Here is a 16,640-nt window from a genome sequence, read left to right as displayed (position 1 = left end):
CTAGTTTTATGAAAAAAGTAATAGCAGCTCTTACGCTTGCTGGCGTTATTGTTTCTACTAGCCCGATTGTCAGCCAAGCGGCTCTAGGCGACCAAACGCTTCGCCAAGGCATGAATCACCAAGATGTTAAACAACTACAACAAACGTTGAAAAATAAAGGTTATTTTAAAGGGAATACGACTACATACTTTGGGACTGTTACAACTTCTGCTGTAAAATCATTTCAGCGCAAAAATGGACTAGCAGCAGATGGTATTGTCGGAAAGGGAACGTATGCTAAACTAGGCGTTTCAGCAAAGGGTAAATCGACTTCTAGCTCAGCGCGCTATAACCCTAACGCAGTGATTAACAAAGGAAAACAGTATATGGGCGTTCGATATCGCTGGGGCGGAACAACGCCAAGCGGCTTTGACTGCAGCGGTTTTATTGGCTATGCATTCAAACATGGAGGCGGGGTTCAGCTTCCTCGAACAGTAGCTCAAATTTATCAAAAAGGAACGCGCGTCTCAAGTCCAAAAGCTGGAGATATTGTGTTCTTCCAAACCTATACAAAAGGGCCTTCTCATGCAGGAATTTATTTAGGAAATAACCAGTTTCTTCACTGCTCTTCATCTAAAGGTGTGAGCATCTCTTCTCTAAAAGAGAGCTATTGGAGCAAACGCTATTTAGGTGCTAAAAGAATGTAGTTTCTATAAAAAGGGCAAGCTGTGCGATTTTGATGCGGCTTGCTCTTTTTCTGCATGTAAAAGATTTGGTATAGTAGAAGCAGCACATTACATTGCAAAACCAAGCGTGTAGATGAATACTGTAAAGGAAGTTGAATAAATGCACACCCTTTTAATTGACATGGATTCTGTCATTTGTGATCTTATGACGGATTGGCATAACCAATATAACAAAGATTATTGCGACAGCTTATCGGTTGAAAAGTTAAAATGCTGGGAATCAGAAAAGTATGTAAAGCCGGAATGCGGCACGAAAATTTATGACTACCTCGATCAGCCGGGGCTTTTTTTACATTTACAACCTCTCCCTCATGCTGTTGAGGTTCTTAAACGACTTTATGAAAGGTTTTCCATTTTAATTGTTACAAGCAGCCGTACCTATGCTTATACAGAAAAAGAGCAGTGGGTCGAGAAACACCTTCCGTTTATTGGAAAATACAATATCGTGTTTACACACCAAAAAGATAAAATATACGGAGACTTGCTATTTGATGATGCACCGCATAATTTGAAGGCTTTTCAAGCTACAGGTCGCCATGCTGTTGCCATGAGCTACCCGTATAACGAAGAAGTAAATGTCCCTCGCGTGGACGATTGGCTTCAGTTTGAACAGTACGTAAATACTTATTTTAACGAATGTTAAGCTAAAAAACACGTGGACTTTGTCATCAGAGAATGAATGCAGTGCGTTTGTTAGCACAGCTATAAGCATAAAAAAACCGCCTTTTGGGCGGTTTTTGACGGATAGCCCCTAAGGGTTATCCGCTTTTTATTTAAAAAAGATATCGTTTTTTAGTACTTATCAGCTGATGAGAAAAAGTCCATAATGGCATGGATAATTTCAACGGACTGAAAAGAAAACAATGATATGGCTGTTAATGAAAAGAAACCAATCATGGCCATACGTACAAGTAACATAGACTAATCGCCTCCCTGTTTTGAACTAAATGAACGCACCCAAAACAATTCGCTATCTGTCTTTGTTTGTACGACGTTTTCGCCAAGCAAAGGCAGCTCATTCACTGCGTGTAACAATGACAATGAATCTTCATCTTTCTCTTAAAGACTAAGCGTATAGTTAGTATATCAAATGAAACTTTTTCTTCAAGGCTATACTAGCGGTAAAAAAGGAAATAGTATGAAACGATGCGTTTTATCTTTATTTCATACAATTCAGCACCCTAATATTTATTATATTAAACCTTTTAGGAAAATTGCTACTATTATATCTTTTTTTATAAAAAAAGATATTAAGACATAACTAAATCAATCCAACCTAAAGACGAACAAGTGAGATAAATGATCTCGACTGCTTGTTGCATCGCTGTTGATTTCCGTGTAAGACTTCGTTTTCCGTCAGCGTCCGATGAGCCTCCTCGCCTACATATACGAAACCTACGTCCACCCTACCAATGAAAAAATCCGAACGCGTTAAATTCTCAAGCAAGAATCAAACTCATTCGGATCTTCTTTCAATTAAAATAATTTTGTCTCTTCACTTTATTTATCGACACGTACTGTAATACTCATTGACAATGTCTAAAATGGTTGGGTATTCTTCCACCCATGTAAAATTTGTTTTTTCATTTTCTTTTTTTACTACTTCTTGTTCTGCACTTATCTTTTCCATTGTTCAATCTCTCCCTTTAACTGTTATATAACATTTATATTAAATCAACTTTGTTTTATAACAATTTTCAGAAAAAAGTTGGACAATGACGTATGAAAAAAAGTTATTGTGCCGATAAAATTTTTACATAATACGTACGAGTCCTTGGTCCATCAAACTCACAAAAATAAATTCCTTGCCACGTTCCTAGCAGCAGCTGCCCATCGTGAACGATTATATGCTGAGAGGAGCCGACCGTGCTCGCTTTGAGATGCGCCGCCGTATTTCCTTCCATATGAAGATCTAACTTATGTTCCCAAGGATATACTTCATCGAAGCGTCGGATCATATCGGTTTTTACATCCGGATCCGCATTTTCATTAATTGTTATACCAGCGGTTGTATGAGGACAGTAAACAACTACAGCCCCTTCTTTTAATCCTTCTGTTCTTATTAATGCTTGTACCTGACTCGTCACGTCAATCATTTCATCACGCTTATTCGTTTTTAACGTAAATGAATGTAGCATACCATCACCTCTTTTCTTTACCATAACATATCTTTTCTATTCTTCCACATTTTTCGCATAACTCGTTTTTACATCGTAAACACTAAGCTCATTAACACAACAGGCGGTGAGTTTATTTATGCTCGATTCAAAATTTCAGCCCAATGCAGACTACACCGTTCAAACGTTTCTAGATTTGGTGGGTCAAAATACAGACGTTGGTTCCAAAAAATTATGGCTGTCTCCCACAAAATATATATGTATTATTTATCTCCAAGGATTAGTAGACGGAGAAAAACTTGATAATCTTACTCAGCATGTTGTTGAGACAAAAGCAAAAAGTGAAACGCAAACACTCGATGACATCGATTCGTTTATTTCTGTCATTAAAGACAAAGAAGTTTATACATACAAGCAAGCGATCTCGTGTTTTTTTAAAGGTCAGCCTTTGCTGTTCATTAGCGAAAGCACCACGGCATACTCGCTGAATATGTCTATGACCAAACAGCGCTCTTTAAGTGAACCTACAACAGAAAAAGTAGTGCGCGGCCCTAAAATTGCTCTGATCGAAAACTTAGATGAAAACCTTGGCCTTTTAAGGCAGCGTTCTACCGAAGAAGAAATGGTTATTGAAGACATTTATATTGGAAATACAAAGGAACATCGAACAAGTATCGTTTTTCATAATAAACACTGTCAAACTCACATCGTGAATCAAGTCCGAGAGAAATTATTAGACATTCCTTTAGATAACATTCAAGACTCAGGAATGATTGAAGAATTTTTAGAAGAAGCACCTTACTCACCGTTCCCTCAAGTACAAAATACAGAAAGACCGGATCGTGTTCTCGCTGCGGTGAATGAAGGGCGAGTAGCCATTTTAGTAGATGGCTCTCCTTTTGCTCTTTTAGTGCCTACAACTTTCGATATGATTATGAAATCACCCGACGATTATTACGAAAGATGGATAGCTGGTTCGTTGCTAAGATTACTAAGGTACTTGTCTATTTTTATTACCCTATTCTTTTCAGCTATTTATATTTCACTCGTTTCGTTTAACCAAGGTCTGCTTCCGACGGAGCTTGCTATTACTATTGCGGCCACACGAGAAAACGTTCCTTTTTCTCCTTTTATCGAAGCAGTGGTTATGGAAGTGACGCTTGAATTATTGCGCGAAGCCGGTCTGCGTCTCCCTACTCCTGTGGGACAAACAGTTGGACTTGTAGGCGGGGTTGTGATTGGTCAAGCAGCGGTGGAAGCCCATATCGTTAGCTCCGTTATGATTATTGTTGTATCTGTATCGGCAATTGCGTCCTTTACCGTTCCTCAGTACGGAATTGGCCTTTCGTTTCGAATTTTGCGTTTCGTATCTATGATGATTGCAGCAATATTTGGATTATACGGAGTTACCATGTTTTTTCTTGTTCTCGTCATTCATCTAACCAAGCTCGAAAGTTTTGGTATGGCTTACTTCAAACCGTTTTTTGCGTTAAATAAAAAAGCGTGGAAAGATTCTTATATTCGTCTGCCAAACAAAAGTCTAAAACAGTCTAAAAATAAAGCCAAATAAAACTGACAAAAGGAGGACCATATGGAACAATCACAGTCACAATCAAGCAAGCTTCTTTCAGACTTTTATGCCATTTCAATTATCTCTTCAACCATGCTGGGCGTCGGTTTATTAACACTGCCAAGCAGCATTACAAACCAGACAAACAACGCAGACGGATGGATTGTACTTATTATGGACGGCCTTTTGTTTATTGGAGTTGTTCTTTTTTTAGTCTGGATGGTTAAATATTTTACGATTAGCTGTATGTTTGACTTCACGCAAGAAGTAACCGGCAAGTTGATTGGAAATATCTTCAACTTCGCTATAGTCGTTTATTTCACATCTGTAGCAAGTTTTGAAGTAAGAGCTATGGCAGAAATGATCCATTTCTATTTACTGGAAACGATGCCCATTGAATTAATTATCCTTTCGTTTATTTTGACAGGCGTCTATTTAATCACTGGGGGTATTAATTCTATTGGAAAAGTAATGGCCCTATGTTTTCCTGTAACGGTCATCATTCTTCTTATCTTATATCTTCTTAGTATCGGAATGGTCGATTTAAAAAACTTACAGCCCGTGTTAGCCGATGGATTCAGCCCGCTTCTTGCTGCTTTTACAACCGTCTCTGTTTCCTTTTTAGGGATTGAAACGATTGTATTTCTTCCAAAGCATATGAAAAACAAAAATCATTTACGAAAAGTTTCTATCATCGGATTTTCCATTCCTTTACTTTTATATATTATCACTTACGTATTAGTTGTCGGCGCGTTATCCGTTCCGGAGGTAAAAACGACCGTCTGGCCTACGATTGAATTTGTTCAGACGCATGAAGTAAAAGGAATTTTCTTTGAGAGGCTTGAATTATTTTTACTTATTGTCTGGCTTCTTCAGTTTTTTTTAACCTTTGTAATGTATTTCTTTTTAGCTGTTTCAGGATTTAAAAAAATTTTCAAAAACCGATCAACTACTAATATTATCTTTCTTGTACCCGCTTTATTTATGAGCTCTTTAGCCCCCAAAACAGCAAGCGACGTGTCGAATTATTCAACTGTTCTAGGCTGGGCATTTTTAGTGACATTTTTGGTTATCCCTCTTTTTTTCAGCATGTTAATGAAAATAAAAAAGGTTGTGTTCAAATGACGAAAAAATGTCTTCCTGTCATGATGACCATTTTTTTATTGTGCGGCTGTACAAATCATCGAAACATTGAACAACTTGCTCTTGTTATAGGCGTGGCAATGGATATCACATCGAAAATAGAACCAAAAACAGGAAAAAATCAGCTTGTGCTGACTCATCAAACGTTAACCGAGACAGAGTCCGGAAATATGTCTTCTTCCATTCCATACAAAAACATTACAACAGCTGGTCCTACAATTCATGAAATCACGCGAAATATTTCGCTGAAATCTGATCCTATATACAGCCAGCATCAGCGAGCACTTTTAATAGGAGAAAAAGCAAGCAAGACCATCCCTCTTGATGCGCTTATCAATCAGTTTGTACGTGATAATGAAATACGCCGCAGCAGCCTTGCGTTTGTTACAAAAGGCGATGCTAAAAACGTTTTAACGATTCAAGGAATGTCTGTACCGCCTGTAAACTTAATTTACGAGCTTGTTTATAATAAATTCAAAACGAACAAAATTCTAAATCCCCTAACCATGGGAGAGCTATCAGCTAAGTTAAAAACAGATCAAAGCTTTTTAATACAGCGGCTTTCTAAAATAAAAAATAGCGTTGAAATAGACGGCGCGGCAATCATAAAAGATAAAAAAGCAAAATTCACCTTAACTCAGCACCAAGTGGAGGCATTAACGTGGTTAACGGGGAATATTAAAGGCGGAATTATTTACGGCAAACACGGTCCATACCCCTTTTCCTATGAAATTGGAGATGTTCAGCAAGATGTGAAGGCCCGCATTGATTCAAATCACTCCGTTCATTTTGACATCAACGTTCAAACAAGCGGCAGGCTATCAGAAGATTGGGAGACTTCAAAACAGGCTCTTGCCGCCTCTAATGTAAAGAACACCGAAAAAAAAATAGAAAAAATCATTCGAAAAGATGCAGAAAAAACACTTCGCTTATTACAAAATAATTACAAAGCTGATGTGATTGACCTGCATGATTACGTACGAATTCATCATCCTCATTTTTGGAAAAAACATCAGCATGAATGGGATGAAATATTTAGCCAGTCGACCATCGACTATCATATTCATGTTCAAATTAAAGATTTTGGAACACAGGGCAGAGATTAGCTCTTATTACTCAACGCCAGCTTCAGTCAGCTCTTTTTTCTTTAGTTCCATAATCGTGAACTTATCGGTATAGTTTTTGCTGACGAACAGCTGGCGTTCATTGTCGTTATTAAAATAAAAATTTTTATCATCTTGATATTGAAAATTCACTTTTTTCTTTTTCATTTGTTTTATAAACGTTAAGTAGTCATTTGAATGAATGAGATACCTTTTAGGCTTATCGGATATTTGAACAACATCTTCACCCGAAGATTTTAATTTTACAATACTCCATGCAATAGGAAGAGGATTACCTTCTTGAAAGATCGTTTTGTGAAAAATGAGCACAAAGAAAGCAGCTGTAATAATTGAAATAAGAACAAGCTGTTTTTTCACCGTATATCATCCTTTCTTCACGTCGTTACTACGTTAAGTAATACGACAGGCGTATGAAAAAACCTGTTCATCCGCAAAGGTTGTGTAAAGAAATAATGCAAAATCAACAAAATATAACAGTTTGGTTACCTTTTGATTAAATAACATTACTTCTTTACAAATTTAGCTAATCACGTGATAGACTAAACTCAACATATTAAGTCAGGACTAAACTAAATGAGGTGTTGCGTATGACTACAATGCGGCTTCAATCATACTTAACAACAATGTTTCCAAATGTTCAAATGAAAAGACCTCTTTTTTATAACGCGCCCGCAGGTATCCGTTTTACGCTTACCAATCAAAAAGGCGTATGGGAACGAGAATACATGAAAAATGTGTACGCACGCGCTTACGAAATTTTTGAGACACTCCATGAAAAAAATGATGAGCTGTTACTTGTTTTCAAAGCGAATGCTGCACAGGATGATTTACTTTTAAAAAAGAAAAAAGAAACAGCTATTAAAAAATTCATTCGCTCTCGCCTGAAGAAACAAGAAGTTCAATCCGTAGCATTATTAAATAACGCTGAGTATATTATTGCCTGTAAAACAAATGATGTGAAAGAAAAGCTTCTTTTGCAATCAATTGCCAACCGCGATCTTCATATTCATCCGGCTATTGAAGAAGAGTGTTACATTGTGAATTTGAATAAAGAAACCATCTTCCACCTATACGACGAGCGCGGACTGGACATTGTATCGAACAATCAGTCTTCTCTTCAACTTCTTCAGCAAAAGTTTCACGACTGGATTCTAGATATTGATGCAGCTTGCTCTAAAAAAGTACAATAAAAAAAGCAATCATTCAGTAAAGGAATGATTGCTTTTTTTATTAGGCTTGATGGACAGGAGACGCTTTTTTTAAAAACAGCCAGTTGATAAGAAAGAATAAGAAGCTTACGATAACCATTGTTCCGAATGTAAGTAACAACGACCCGTTCGAAAAGCTTTTTATAAAATGAATAACCGGTTCTTTTGTCACTGGAATCGTAAACAGTAAAATTAAAACAGCACCGGTGATCATCCCTCCTGTTTGCCCGAATTTGTAAACGATGCTGCCGAGCAAACACGATGCTGCTGTAACAAAAAAAATAAATACAGCGTCCGTTAAAAAGTGAACAGTGACAGTAGGGTCATGAAAGATAAAATCGCTCGCATAATAAAGCTGAACATTCATTAAATTCAAACTATTAATCACCTTTATGGAAATGCTCATGATGACAACATTGATAAGGGACATTACAATTGCAAATAAAGCAAAAACACAGGTCATCGTTAAAAGGTATGCTTTACGAGTAGCTCCTAACTTTAAGCAAAAGGAAAAACTTTTTCGAATGATAATAAAACTTACAATACCTGAAAAGATGTACTGCGGCATACTTGTTACTAATAGAAGATGCTCATTCACCTGACTGAAAACTAAAATATCTACTACAACAAAAGCTAACAGAATCGTCCAAAAGCGAATCATTAAATACTTTAGTTCAACGTAGAGCGAATAACTAATGGCGGCAAACTGTCCTTTCATTACGCTACACCTCCACGATTTGCTGTAAGATAAATCATAATATCCTGTATATGAACAGCTTCTATATGAAATGAACTGTCGACAAGCTCCTCAGCATAAATATCTTCATTAAAGAGGACTATTTTTTTCTCTCCTCCGAATACTTGTTCATGGATTACTTGCTTTCCTTTTTCATATTCTTCAATTTGACTTTTAGGTCCTTTCACACTTACACAGCGCTGCTGCAAATTTTCTGCCGTATCCTGAAGAATCAGCTTTCCTTTTTGCATAATGAGTACTTCTTCAAATAAATTACTTACCTCATCAATTAAATGTGTGGAAATAATGAACGTGCGTGGATATTCTTCATATTCATCCAATAGAAGCTCATAAAAACGCGCTCGCATCGCAGCATCAAGTCCAATATAAGGTTCATCAAAGATTGTGATGCTCGTTCGGGAAGATAGCCCAACAATAATTCCTAATGCTGATTCCATACCTTTAGATAATGCTTTCACTTTCATATTACAATCTAAATCGAACTCTTCCATAAGCCTCTCAGCAGCTTCTTCGCTCCAGTAAGGATAAAAAAGTGACGCAATTTTTAAGACGTCTTTGACTTTTAATGTTTTTTTGAAATTTCCGCTTTCGTTAATTAAGCAGATGTTTTGCAAGACAGAGCGGTTTTCAAATGGAGATTGATTGCCCACTTTTACCTCTCCTGTCGTAACTGGAATATGCCCGGCTACAATTTGCATCAGAGTCGTTTTGCCCGCTCCATTTCTACCTAGTAACCCGTATATTTTATTTTTTGCTAGCGTAAGTGAAATGTCTTTTAACACTTGTTTAGATCCATAGCATTTATTTAACAGCTGCGCTTCTATATTCATTTTATTTCCCCCTTGTCTAACAGCTCTTTTAACTCGTTTACCGTAATCCCCAAATGCTGTGCTTCTTTTTTCAGGGGAACAATAAAACGGTTATAAAATTCTTCTTTTCTTTGTGTAAGCAATACTTCTTTGGCGCCCGCACATACAAACATCCCTATCCCTCTCTTTTTATACAATATTCCGTGGTCAACTAGCTGATTAATTCCTTTAGCTGCTGTGGCAGGGTTAATGCGATACATTTTGGCAAATTCATTCGTAGACGGTACTCTTTCTTCTTCTGGAAAAGCATCATTCAAAATATTCTCTTCGATGGTTTCTTTAATTTGTTGAAAAATTGGTCGCTGATGATCTAATGATTGTTTCATTTTGACTACCTCACTTAAATGGTTCACTACTAATGTAACTAACTATATAACTAACTGGTTATTTTTTCAAGTGTTATTTCCAAAAAAAGAAAAAAAGTCCGTCAGTTAGTTACTGACGGACTTTTTTATTTGACTGTTTAACCACTTGACCGTTCTTTTTACCAGCTCATCCTGCTGCTCTTTAGGGGAAATACTGGCTTTGTTATCGCCTTTTTGTTTCCCGTACATTCCAAACTGTGCGTGATTAGCTCCTTTTACCTGGACCAGCTCCGTATTTTTTGAAAGTAAATGCTTGGTTTCTTTAATTTTTTCAGGCGTCGACAAACCATCTTTCTCACCGGTTAAAGACAAAATAGGATAAGTGGAAGTTGAAAAATTATTTTTATTCATCGGATACGATGCTAAAAGAACTAAGCCTTTTATTGAGTTTTGATGATCATACGCATAAGAGGCTGCACTCACTCCTCCAAGGGAATGCCCTCCGATAAACCATGCGGAAATCTTCGGATAGCTTTTCACAATATCCGTCGCTTTATTTTGACTAAAAAAACTCATATTAAACGGAGAATCTACAACAGCAACAAGATATCCTTCATTTGCAATTTGCTGAGCATAATAGCCATATGCTAACGGCTCTACTTTAGCACCTTGATAAATAATATAGCCGGCTTTTATCTCTTTGTTCGTTTGAGGCTTAAATACGTAATAATCGTCTTTCTTCACTACTTTTTTCTCATCTACTAGTGAGTGAAGCTCCTTTGAAGGTTCATAATCAAAACCTGACCATATGACAAAAAAAGCCACGGTCACTGCAACAAGAACCGCAAGACCGACTCCTACTATTTTTAACGTTTTTTTCATGTCACTCCCTCTTTCTGTTTTTTACTATGTACTCTTTTTATATCTTTTAGATATTTTACATGTTCGTTTTAAAGATATACAAGAAAAAAGAGAAGTTCGATATGCCCAAAGCAGGACGCAGCAGAAGCGACATAAACCATTCCATATACTCGAAACAAAGAGAGAAAATTAAAAAGGCTGCTGCATGTAATAACGGGACAGCCTCATTAGCAGACAACTTTCACTAATGAATATCTCGTTTCTTAAACCTCCCTCCTCTAACTTCAGCAATAGCTGCTACAGCAAAAAAAGCAGATGGATCTATCTCATCGATAATCGCTTTTAGCTTTGCTTCTTCAAGCCTGGTAATCACACAAAAAATGACTTTTTTATCATCTCCCGTATACGCCCCTTCCCCATTTAAATACGTGACGCCTCTCCCTAAACGAGCAAGAATTGCTTCGCCAATTTGTTCATATTGTTCGCTGATAATCCAAGCTGACTTAGACTCATCTAACCCTTGAATCACAATATCAATCGTTTTAAAAGCAATGAAGTAAGCCATTAAAGAATACATAGCGCGATCCCAGCCAAATACAAAACCGGCACTTCCCAAAATAAATAAATTAAAAAACATAATCGTCTCACCTACGGAGAAAGGCGTACGCTTATTAAATAAAATAGCTAATATCTCGGTGCCGTCTAGCGAACCTCCGTACCGAATAACAATTCCTACTCCCACACCGAGAACAATTCCGCCAAACACAGTGGCTAAAAGAGGGTCACCTGTTAAGACCGGCAAGTCGTGAAAAATAGAGGTAGCAATGGATAGAATGATAACACCTAAAAGCGTAGATAGCGCAAATGTTTTTCCAATTTGCTTATAGCCAATGAAAAAGAATGGAAGATTTAATACGAAGATATAAAAGCCGATTTGAACATCCGTTAAGTGGGATAAAATAATAGATATACCTACAATTCCACCGTCAATAACCTCATTAGGGACAAGAAAAAATTCTAGCCCGACGGCCATTAAAAGGGCTCCCACTAAAATAAACAGCATGCGCTTTACAATCATTTTAGCTGATAGCGAACGATGAACAACCTTTTTTATTTCATGATTCGTTTGCAGCACATAACTTCCCCTCCTTTTATGATAGAGACATCAGCTACTAACCAAACCCTTATTTTAATATTATCACAAAATTCAAACTATTTACCTGCTCTTTTACAAAAATTTCATCTAATGAAATAAATTATGCATATATTGGATAAAATTGTAGATGATAACAAGTGAATAAATGCCCGAGTACGTTCAAAAGTGAATGCATGCCACCACTTTTCATACGGGACTAACAGGACAAACTTAGATTAAAAGGAGAGTAAAACGTTATGAACCGTGTAAAGATTATTGCTGCTTCTTTACTCGCAGTTTTATTGCTAGCTTTTTCAGATAATTTCACTTCTGCAGCTGTGCAGGAGGCAATGATACGAGTTGTGCATGCGTCACCTGATGCACCTGAAGTAGATATATATGTGGACAATCAAAGCATCGTAGTCGGCGCATCGTTTAAAGATGTGACAGATTATCTTAAGGTACCTGCGGGTTCTCATAAAGTAGAGGTATATGCCATAGGTACAAAAGGAAAAGAAAAACCTGTCATTTCCACTAATGTAACCGTCGAAGCAAACAAAGCCTATACCCTTGCTGCTATTAACCAAGTTGCACACTTGGAATTAAAAGTAGCTCAAGATGATATGAACGTAGCTAAAGGAAAGAGTAAAATCCGAATTGCTCACTTTTCTCCAGACGCTCCTGCTGTTGATGTAGGTATTAATCACGGCCCTACTTTGTTTAAAGACACTGCTTTTAAACAAATGACAAACTATTCTGAAGTAGATGCCGGAACCTATGATTTGACCATTACAACTAGTCAAGACAATAAAAAAGTACTGGACATCCCAAACCTTAATTTAGAAGCCAACACGGTTTACACAGTGCTCGCTATTAACAAAGCCGACAGTCTTGAAACGCTTTTATTAAAAGATAATACGGCTATGCCTTCCGAAATGCCCAAAACAGGTATGGGCGGTGCTTCACAGGATAATTATAATTCAATTGTGCCAGTTCTTACTTTATTAGGAATTGGAGCGGTCGCTATATTTGTTGTTCGTCGTCACAGAGGATACGAAAGCGAATGAAATGGATAGGAGGGGTTTTCACCTTTTCTTTTATACTATTCATGAGCAGCTGGTTTGCCCAATCAGCAATTGCAAACAGCTCGACGGATTTTGTTGTGAAGATGGCTGAAACAAAATCAGCTCAATCCTTGAAATCTTCAGGAAATGCTTCTACGCCTCTTCCATCTCAGCTTATTATTCCGAAACTTCATATCAAGGCTTTTATAAAAGGAATGGGCCTTACTAACCAAGGTGAAATGAGCGTTCCTGATAATGGTCATGATGTAGCTTGGTTTAAGCTCGGAGCAAGACCTGGAGAGGAAGGAAATGCGGTCATTGCAGGACATGTTGATGATCAAAAAGGACCCGCTATCTTCTATCATCTCGACAAGCTCACAAAAGGAGATGAAATTTTTGTAACCGATCAGCAAGGGGATCAGCTGACCTTTGTTGTTACCAATAAAGCTTCTTATCCCCGAGATTCTGCTCCTATCAGAGAGATTTTCGGTCCAACTTTTCAACACCAGCTTAATTTAATCACCTGTACGGGAACGTTTGATCATAAACAGAAAACTCATGAGCGCAGGCTCGTTATTTATACAAGCCTTCGCCCGGAAAAAACAGCCGATGTTTCTCACTAAACATCGGCGTTTATTACTTTTAATTACATACTCGTTCGTTTTATTTAAATATTTACACAGCCTTAATATGAACACAACATCTCACTAGTAAACTAATGCACGACCCCTCAATAAAAAGGAGTTTTGATATGAGACGAAAATGGTGGTTTGTAAGCTCACTCACTCTTTGTTTATGCGGTATTTTTATGTTTATACATACGCAGGCAGCTTCTACTCAAGCAGAAAAAGTAGCCATTATTGCTCATCGGGGCGCATCAGGTTATGAGCCAGAGCATACGATGCAATCTTATCTCGCAGCCGTTCAGCAAAAAGCGGATTACATTGAACTTGATCTTCATATGTCTAAAGATCAGCAGCTGGTAGCAATTCATGACTACAAAGTTGACCGAACGACAAATGGAACAGGATATGTAAAACAGTATACAGTGAAGCAGCTTCAGCGTTTGAACGCAGGAAAAGGTAATAAAAAAGCCGTCATTCCAACTTTAGAAGAAATATTCCGTACGTTTGGCAATCGAACAAACTATTATATTGAAACAAAATCTCCTCATGAATATCCAGGTATGGAAAAGGAATTGCTGACGCTGATGGCTAAGTACAACATTCATACCAATCACGTCATTGTACAATCATTTAGTCCTGAAAGCTTAAAAACCGTCCATCGATACCGACCTACTATGAAACTAATTCAACTGATTCGTTCTAAGCAAACCAATATGTTAACAGATCAGCAGTTCAGACAAATCAAAACGTACGCGGACGGCATCGGTCCGAACGCAAACACGCTGACAAAACCATATGTACAAAAAGCTCGCTCATATGATTTAGACGTTCATCCTTATACCGTAAATGATGAAAAGCAAATGAGAATGCTTATCGAGTGGGGCGTAACCGGCATGTTTACTAATTACCCGGATCGCCTTTATAACGTGCTTCATAAAGAATAAACACTTGCCGCGGCAAGTGTTTATTCTTTATACATCTCTTCTATTCGCTCTCCACAAGTACAGGCTAATTAATGCTATGGCATAAAGCAAAGCCCAGCCAAACACCAAAAATTTATTTAATCCTTCGTTAATAAATTGAATGATTGCAGATACGGGCGGCAAAACATACAGCAGCAGTCCCCCTCCTTGATACGGAAATGAAACGCCTGCCGCTGCAAGCGTAACGATTAAAATAAATAGAGGTCCAAACCACGATAAGCTGCCTTCTCTTACAACATCTCTTGTGAAAACAAGGCCTATGCTCATACCAAGCAAACTAAACGTCCAGTGAATAATAAACCCAAACACCATTTGCTTAGTGGATATGTCCACTTCAAACATATCAAGGAGCACAGGATAAGCAATGGAAACCGCTGATAAAAATGTAAACAGCAGCATACAGCTAATAAGCTTGCTCATAAAGTACTTGTTCTTTTTCCCTACGTGAAGTTTTGTAATAACTTCTTGACTGGAATCTTCCGCGTGAAACAGCGACATCGTAAACCAAGTGGTTAGAAAAAAGAGGAAAAGTGCCGTATTAAAAAAGCTATCAAGCACCGGGTTCGGTCTATATGTATAGTTCATACACAACGAAATAATATAAAGTGCAAGCGGCGGAATATATCGATACGATTTAATGTATGTAATAAAATGATAGCGAATCAATGCACCCATCTTAAATTTCTTCCCTTTCCATATGATATAGCTTTACAACTTCAGCTTGAACAGCAAGCAATTCTGCAAGAAACTCGTTTACATATTTTTTATCTATATAAAAAATCCAGTAGTTTCCATGCTGTTCAATTTTCGTGCACTTTTCTTTTAATAAGCGAAGCGGCTTATTGAGAATGACATTTGCCTCAATAACCGTTAAATGCTCAATGAGTTGAACGCGCTCATTTTTTAAAATGCGCTGTGAGCCAATGGTGATAACACGATCAGCTACAGCATGAATGAGCCTTTCTTCATGACACGTAAATACAATGGTCATCCCTCGTTCTTTGAGCTTTGTAAAAATTCGTTCTACTTCTAGCTGAGCACGAGCATCTAATCCTGATAGAGGTTCATCAAGCAATAGCAGCTTAGAAGAACTCAGCAGCGCTTGCATCATGTTGACTTTTTGCTTCATTCCTTTTGAAAAAGAAATGATTTCTTCATGTCTAAACTCTACCATTTCGAAAGTTTCGAGCAGCTCTTCAATTCTAGAGCTGCGCTTTTTCTTAGACAATCCTTGAATTCGTCCCATGTGCTGCAAATAACCTGCTAGCGTAAAACGCAGCTCCTGAGGAAATTGTTCCACCACAAATCCAGGCGTACCGGTTTCTTTATGAAGGTGAACTGTCCCTTTAGTCGGTTTAGATAATCCGCCAATTAGCTTTAAAAACGTACTTTTTCCCGCACCGTTTTTTCCAACAATCGCCACAGTCTCTCCTTTATAAAGGGTCGTGTGAATGTTTTCTAATACGGTATGTTTTTTGTATACTTTTGCAACATTTTTTAATTCAATCAGTTTTTCCATCTGCTGCCTCGCCTCTCCATAATCCTATATGTTAAATCATAGCATATTTATGGGGAATGTGCTTCCATCTCTATACGCTTCAGCTAAATTTTTCCGCACAAAAAAGCCTTTGATATGATCAAAGGCTTTTTATAGACAATACCATATGCTCTTCATCGATAAATTCACCATCTACTTGAAGAGCTCTTTTTTCATACGCATAAGAAGTAAAACCGAGGCTTTTGTATAGGGCTTTTGCTCCTTCATTTTTAGCAGCGACGGCCAGGTAGATTTGCAAAACATTTGTTTTTGAAAAAGCTTGTTCAACAGCGGTTTTTAACAGCTTCTTTCCAAGACCCTTCCCCCTTGCTTCAGGGGCTACGTACATCCCCCAAATATCTCCCTTATGCTGAACTTTTAAAGGCTTTTGCTGCTGAAACCCTACGATCCCCACAAGCTGTTTTTCCATAAAAGCTCCTACTACAAATTCTGATTGGCTGCTTGGAAAATAATTTCGGATGTCAGCAATTTCTTTTTCATATTCTTCTTCATAACTTAAAATAAAACTTTCGGGATGATCTTTTAAAGCACGAAGACGGAGTTCAAAGTACATGTCAGCGTCTTCTTTTACCAACAATCGTATATTCATTTTTTC

The 16,640-nt window shown here is 37.6% G+C and carries 22 protein-coding genes; 9 read left to right on the top strand and 13 right to left on the bottom strand.

The features are described from left to right. Nucleotides 1-8 precede the first annotated feature (8 nt). Entirely contained in the window at nucleotides 9-686 is a 678-nt protein-coding gene (locus tag AC0KUU_RS04550) for a C40 family peptidase (RefSeq protein ID WP_043976667.1), read from the top strand. 139 nt (nucleotides 687-825) lie between these two features. Then, complete coding sequence (locus tag AC0KUU_RS04545; RefSeq protein WP_028415087.1) at nucleotides 826-1,368, top strand: 5' nucleotidase, NT5C type; 543 nt, start codon at nucleotides 826-828, stop codon at nucleotides 1,366-1,368. Nucleotides 1,369-1,517: 149 nt separating this feature from the next. Here the strand turns inward: AC0KUU_RS04545 and AC0KUU_RS04540 are convergent, their stop codons facing one another. From AC0KUU_RS04540 to AC0KUU_RS04525, 4 genes are all read right to left on the bottom strand, one after another. Beyond that, entirely contained in the window at nucleotides 1,518-1,643 is a 126-nt protein-coding gene (locus AC0KUU_RS04540; RefSeq protein ID WP_013058681.1) for a hypothetical protein, read from the bottom strand. Between the two features lie 358 nt (nucleotides 1,644-2,001). Beyond that, nucleotides 2,002-2,172 (bottom strand): hypothetical protein, encoded by a 171-nt coding sequence (locus AC0KUU_RS04535; protein WP_157842231.1) that lies wholly within the window; start codon nucleotides 2,170-2,172, stop codon nucleotides 2,002-2,004. A 57-nt stretch (nucleotides 2,173-2,229) separates the two neighbouring features. Next, nucleotides 2,230-2,355 (bottom strand): hypothetical protein, encoded by a 126-nt coding sequence (locus AC0KUU_RS04530; RefSeq protein ID WP_322552374.1) that lies wholly within the window; start codon nucleotides 2,353-2,355, stop codon nucleotides 2,230-2,232. 103 nt (nucleotides 2,356-2,458) lie between these two features. After that, the gene (locus AC0KUU_RS04525; protein WP_043976663.1) at nucleotides 2,459-2,863 is read right to left on the bottom strand and encodes a secondary thiamine-phosphate synthase enzyme YjbQ; all 405 of its coding nucleotides are present in this window, start codon (nucleotides 2,861-2,863) and stop codon (nucleotides 2,459-2,461) included. Nucleotides 2,864-2,981: 118 nt separating this feature from the next. Between AC0KUU_RS04525 and AC0KUU_RS04520 the strand changes: the two genes are divergently transcribed. The 3 genes from AC0KUU_RS04520 to AC0KUU_RS04510 are packed head-to-tail and all read left to right on the top strand — an operon-like array spanning nucleotide 2,982 to nucleotide 6,661. Then, nucleotides 2,982-4,412, top strand: a complete 1,431-nt coding sequence (locus AC0KUU_RS04520; RefSeq protein ID WP_016765285.1) for a spore germination protein — start codon at nucleotides 2,982-2,984, stop codon at nucleotides 4,410-4,412. Nucleotides 4,413-4,433: 21 nt separating this feature from the next. Further along, nucleotides 4,434-5,537, top strand: coding sequence for a GerAB/ArcD/ProY family transporter (locus AC0KUU_RS04515; protein WP_322552375.1), 1,104 nt, complete (start codon nucleotides 4,434-4,436; stop codon nucleotides 5,535-5,537). Continuing rightward, nucleotides 5,534-6,661, top strand: a complete 1,128-nt coding sequence (locus AC0KUU_RS04510) for a Ger(x)C family spore germination protein (protein WP_043976661.1) — start codon at nucleotides 5,534-5,536, stop codon at nucleotides 6,659-6,661. Before AC0KUU_RS04515 ends, AC0KUU_RS04510 begins: the two co-directional genes overlap by 4 nt. A gap of 6 nt (nucleotides 6,662-6,667) precedes the next feature. Here AC0KUU_RS04510 and AC0KUU_RS04505 read toward each other — a convergent pair whose 3' ends face one another. Continuing rightward, nucleotides 6,668-7,036, bottom strand: coding sequence for a hypothetical protein (locus AC0KUU_RS04505; RefSeq protein WP_322552376.1), 369 nt, complete (start codon nucleotides 7,034-7,036; stop codon nucleotides 6,668-6,670). Between the two features lie 230 nt (nucleotides 7,037-7,266). Between AC0KUU_RS04505 and AC0KUU_RS04500 the strand changes: the two genes are divergently transcribed. Next, nucleotides 7,267-7,869, top strand: a complete 603-nt coding sequence (locus AC0KUU_RS04500; RefSeq protein WP_013058688.1) for a DUF3885 domain-containing protein — start codon at nucleotides 7,267-7,269, stop codon at nucleotides 7,867-7,869. A 40-nt stretch (nucleotides 7,870-7,909) separates the two neighbouring features. On the opposite strand, the gene AC0KUU_RS04495 is transcribed toward AC0KUU_RS04500, so the two are convergent. From AC0KUU_RS04495 to AC0KUU_RS04475, 5 genes are all read right to left on the bottom strand, one after another. Further along, nucleotides 7,910-8,605, bottom strand: coding sequence for a hypothetical protein (locus AC0KUU_RS04495; RefSeq protein WP_043976658.1), 696 nt, complete (start codon nucleotides 8,603-8,605; stop codon nucleotides 7,910-7,912). Beyond that, nucleotides 8,605-9,474: an ABC transporter ATP-binding protein gene (locus AC0KUU_RS04490; RefSeq protein ID WP_043976656.1), complete on the bottom strand. Its 870-nt coding sequence runs from the start codon at nucleotides 9,472-9,474 to the stop codon at nucleotides 8,605-8,607. The genes AC0KUU_RS04495 and AC0KUU_RS04490 overlap by 1 nt, the downstream gene beginning before the upstream one ends. Beyond that, entirely contained in the window at nucleotides 9,471-9,839 is a 369-nt protein-coding gene (locus AC0KUU_RS04485) for a GntR family transcriptional regulator (protein ID WP_013058691.1), read from the bottom strand. Before AC0KUU_RS04485 ends, AC0KUU_RS04490 begins: the two co-directional genes overlap by 4 nt. Nucleotides 9,840-9,944: 105 nt before the next feature. After that, the gene (locus AC0KUU_RS04480; protein WP_322552377.1) at nucleotides 9,945-10,700 is read right to left on the bottom strand and encodes an alpha/beta family hydrolase; all 756 of its coding nucleotides are present in this window, start codon (nucleotides 10,698-10,700) and stop codon (nucleotides 9,945-9,947) included. Nucleotides 10,701-10,923: 223 nt separating this feature from the next. After that, nucleotides 10,924-11,814 carry a YitT family protein gene (locus tag AC0KUU_RS04475; RefSeq protein ID WP_013058693.1) on the bottom strand — a complete coding sequence of 297 codons (891 nt, stop codon included), beginning with the start codon at nucleotides 11,812-11,814 and terminating at the stop codon, nucleotides 10,924-10,926. A 257-nt stretch (nucleotides 11,815-12,071) separates the two neighbouring features. Between AC0KUU_RS04475 and AC0KUU_RS04470 the strand changes: the two genes are divergently transcribed. From AC0KUU_RS04470 to AC0KUU_RS04460, 3 genes are all read left to right on the top strand, one after another. Continuing rightward, the gene (locus tag AC0KUU_RS04470; RefSeq protein ID WP_043976651.1) at nucleotides 12,072-12,881 is read left to right on the top strand and encodes a DUF4397 domain-containing protein; all 810 of its coding nucleotides are present in this window, start codon (nucleotides 12,072-12,074) and stop codon (nucleotides 12,879-12,881) included. Beyond that, nucleotides 12,878-13,501, top strand: a complete 624-nt coding sequence (locus AC0KUU_RS04465; RefSeq protein ID WP_162214872.1) for a class F sortase — start codon at nucleotides 12,878-12,880, stop codon at nucleotides 13,499-13,501. Before AC0KUU_RS04470 ends, AC0KUU_RS04465 begins: the two co-directional genes overlap by 4 nt. Nucleotides 13,502-13,629: 128 nt before the next feature. Then, complete coding sequence (locus tag AC0KUU_RS04460) at nucleotides 13,630-14,448, top strand: glycerophosphodiester phosphodiesterase family protein (RefSeq protein ID WP_162214873.1); 819 nt, start codon at nucleotides 13,630-13,632, stop codon at nucleotides 14,446-14,448. 27 nt (nucleotides 14,449-14,475) lie between these two features. On the opposite strand, the gene AC0KUU_RS04455 is transcribed toward AC0KUU_RS04460, so the two are convergent. From AC0KUU_RS04455 to AC0KUU_RS04445, 3 genes are all read right to left on the bottom strand, one after another. Beyond that, nucleotides 14,476-15,162, bottom strand: coding sequence for a hypothetical protein (locus tag AC0KUU_RS04455; RefSeq protein ID WP_043976646.1), 687 nt, complete (start codon nucleotides 15,160-15,162; stop codon nucleotides 14,476-14,478). A gap of 1 nt (nucleotide 15,163) precedes the next feature. Next, nucleotides 15,164-16,006, bottom strand: a complete 843-nt coding sequence (locus AC0KUU_RS04450; RefSeq protein ID WP_043976644.1) for an ATP-binding cassette domain-containing protein — start codon at nucleotides 16,004-16,006, stop codon at nucleotides 15,164-15,166. A 118-nt stretch (nucleotides 16,007-16,124) separates the two neighbouring features. After that, nucleotides 16,125-16,634, bottom strand: a complete 510-nt coding sequence (locus AC0KUU_RS04445) for a GNAT family N-acetyltransferase (RefSeq protein ID WP_016765298.1) — start codon at nucleotides 16,632-16,634, stop codon at nucleotides 16,125-16,127. Nucleotides 16,635-16,640: the final 6 nt, after the last annotated feature.

Source organism: Priestia sp. ST2, assembly GCF_055810735.1.
Note: the sequence above shows the minus strand (reverse complement) of the source record. Positions and strands in the feature narration are given on the sequence as shown.

Bases quoted from the DNA above. Each gene is read 5' to 3' on its own strand.
- AC0KUU_RS04550 (WP_043976667.1), top strand. From the start codon at position 9: ATGAAAAAAGTAATAGCAGCTCTTACGCTTGCTGGCGTTATTGTTTCT.
- AC0KUU_RS04545 (WP_028415087.1), top strand. From the start codon at position 826: ATGCACACCCTTTTAATTGACATGGATTCTGTCATTTGTGATCTTATG.
- AC0KUU_RS04540 (WP_013058681.1), bottom strand. From the start codon at position 1,643: ATGTTACTTGTACGTATGGCCATGATTGGTTTCTTTTCATTAACAGCC.
- AC0KUU_RS04530 (WP_322552374.1), bottom strand. From the start codon at position 2,355: ATGGAAAAGATAAGTGCAGAACAAGAAGTAGTAAAAAAAGAAAATGAA.
- AC0KUU_RS04525 (WP_043976663.1), bottom strand. From the start codon at position 2,863: ATGCTACATTCATTTACGTTAAAAACGAATAAGCGTGATGAAATGATT.
- AC0KUU_RS04520 (WP_016765285.1), top strand. From the start codon at position 2,982: ATGCTCGATTCAAAATTTCAGCCCAATGCAGACTACACCGTTCAAACG.
- AC0KUU_RS04515 (WP_322552375.1), top strand. From the start codon at position 4,434: ATGGAACAATCACAGTCACAATCAAGCAAGCTTCTTTCAGACTTTTAT.
- AC0KUU_RS04510 (WP_043976661.1), top strand. From the start codon at position 5,534: ATGACGAAAAAATGTCTTCCTGTCATGATGACCATTTTTTTATTGTGC.
- AC0KUU_RS04500 (WP_013058688.1), top strand. From the start codon at position 7,267: ATGACTACAATGCGGCTTCAATCATACTTAACAACAATGTTTCCAAAT.
- AC0KUU_RS04495 (WP_043976658.1), bottom strand. From the start codon at position 8,605: ATGAAAGGACAGTTTGCCGCCATTAGTTATTCGCTCTACGTTGAACTA.
- AC0KUU_RS04490 (WP_043976656.1), bottom strand. From the start codon at position 9,474: ATGAATATAGAAGCGCAGCTGTTAAATAAATGCTATGGATCTAAACAA.
- AC0KUU_RS04485 (WP_013058691.1), bottom strand. From the start codon at position 9,839: ATGAAACAATCATTAGATCATCAGCGACCAATTTTTCAACAAATTAAA.
- AC0KUU_RS04480 (WP_322552377.1), bottom strand. From the start codon at position 10,700: ATGAAAAAAACGTTAAAAATAGTAGGAGTCGGTCTTGCGGTTCTTGTT.
- AC0KUU_RS04470 (WP_043976651.1), top strand. From the start codon at position 12,072: ATGAACCGTGTAAAGATTATTGCTGCTTCTTTACTCGCAGTTTTATTG.
- AC0KUU_RS04465 (WP_162214872.1), top strand. From the start codon at position 12,878: ATGAAATGGATAGGAGGGGTTTTCACCTTTTCTTTTATACTATTCATG.
- AC0KUU_RS04460 (WP_162214873.1), top strand. From the start codon at position 13,630: ATGAGACGAAAATGGTGGTTTGTAAGCTCACTCACTCTTTGTTTATGC.
- AC0KUU_RS04455 (WP_043976646.1), bottom strand. From the start codon at position 15,162: ATGGGTGCATTGATTCGCTATCATTTTATTACATACATTAAATCGTAT.
- AC0KUU_RS04450 (WP_043976644.1), bottom strand. From the start codon at position 16,006: ATGGAAAAACTGATTGAATTAAAAAATGTTGCAAAAGTATACAAAAAA.
- AC0KUU_RS04445 (WP_016765298.1), bottom strand. From the start codon at position 16,634: ATGAATATACGATTGTTGGTAAAAGAAGACGCTGACATGTACTTTGAA.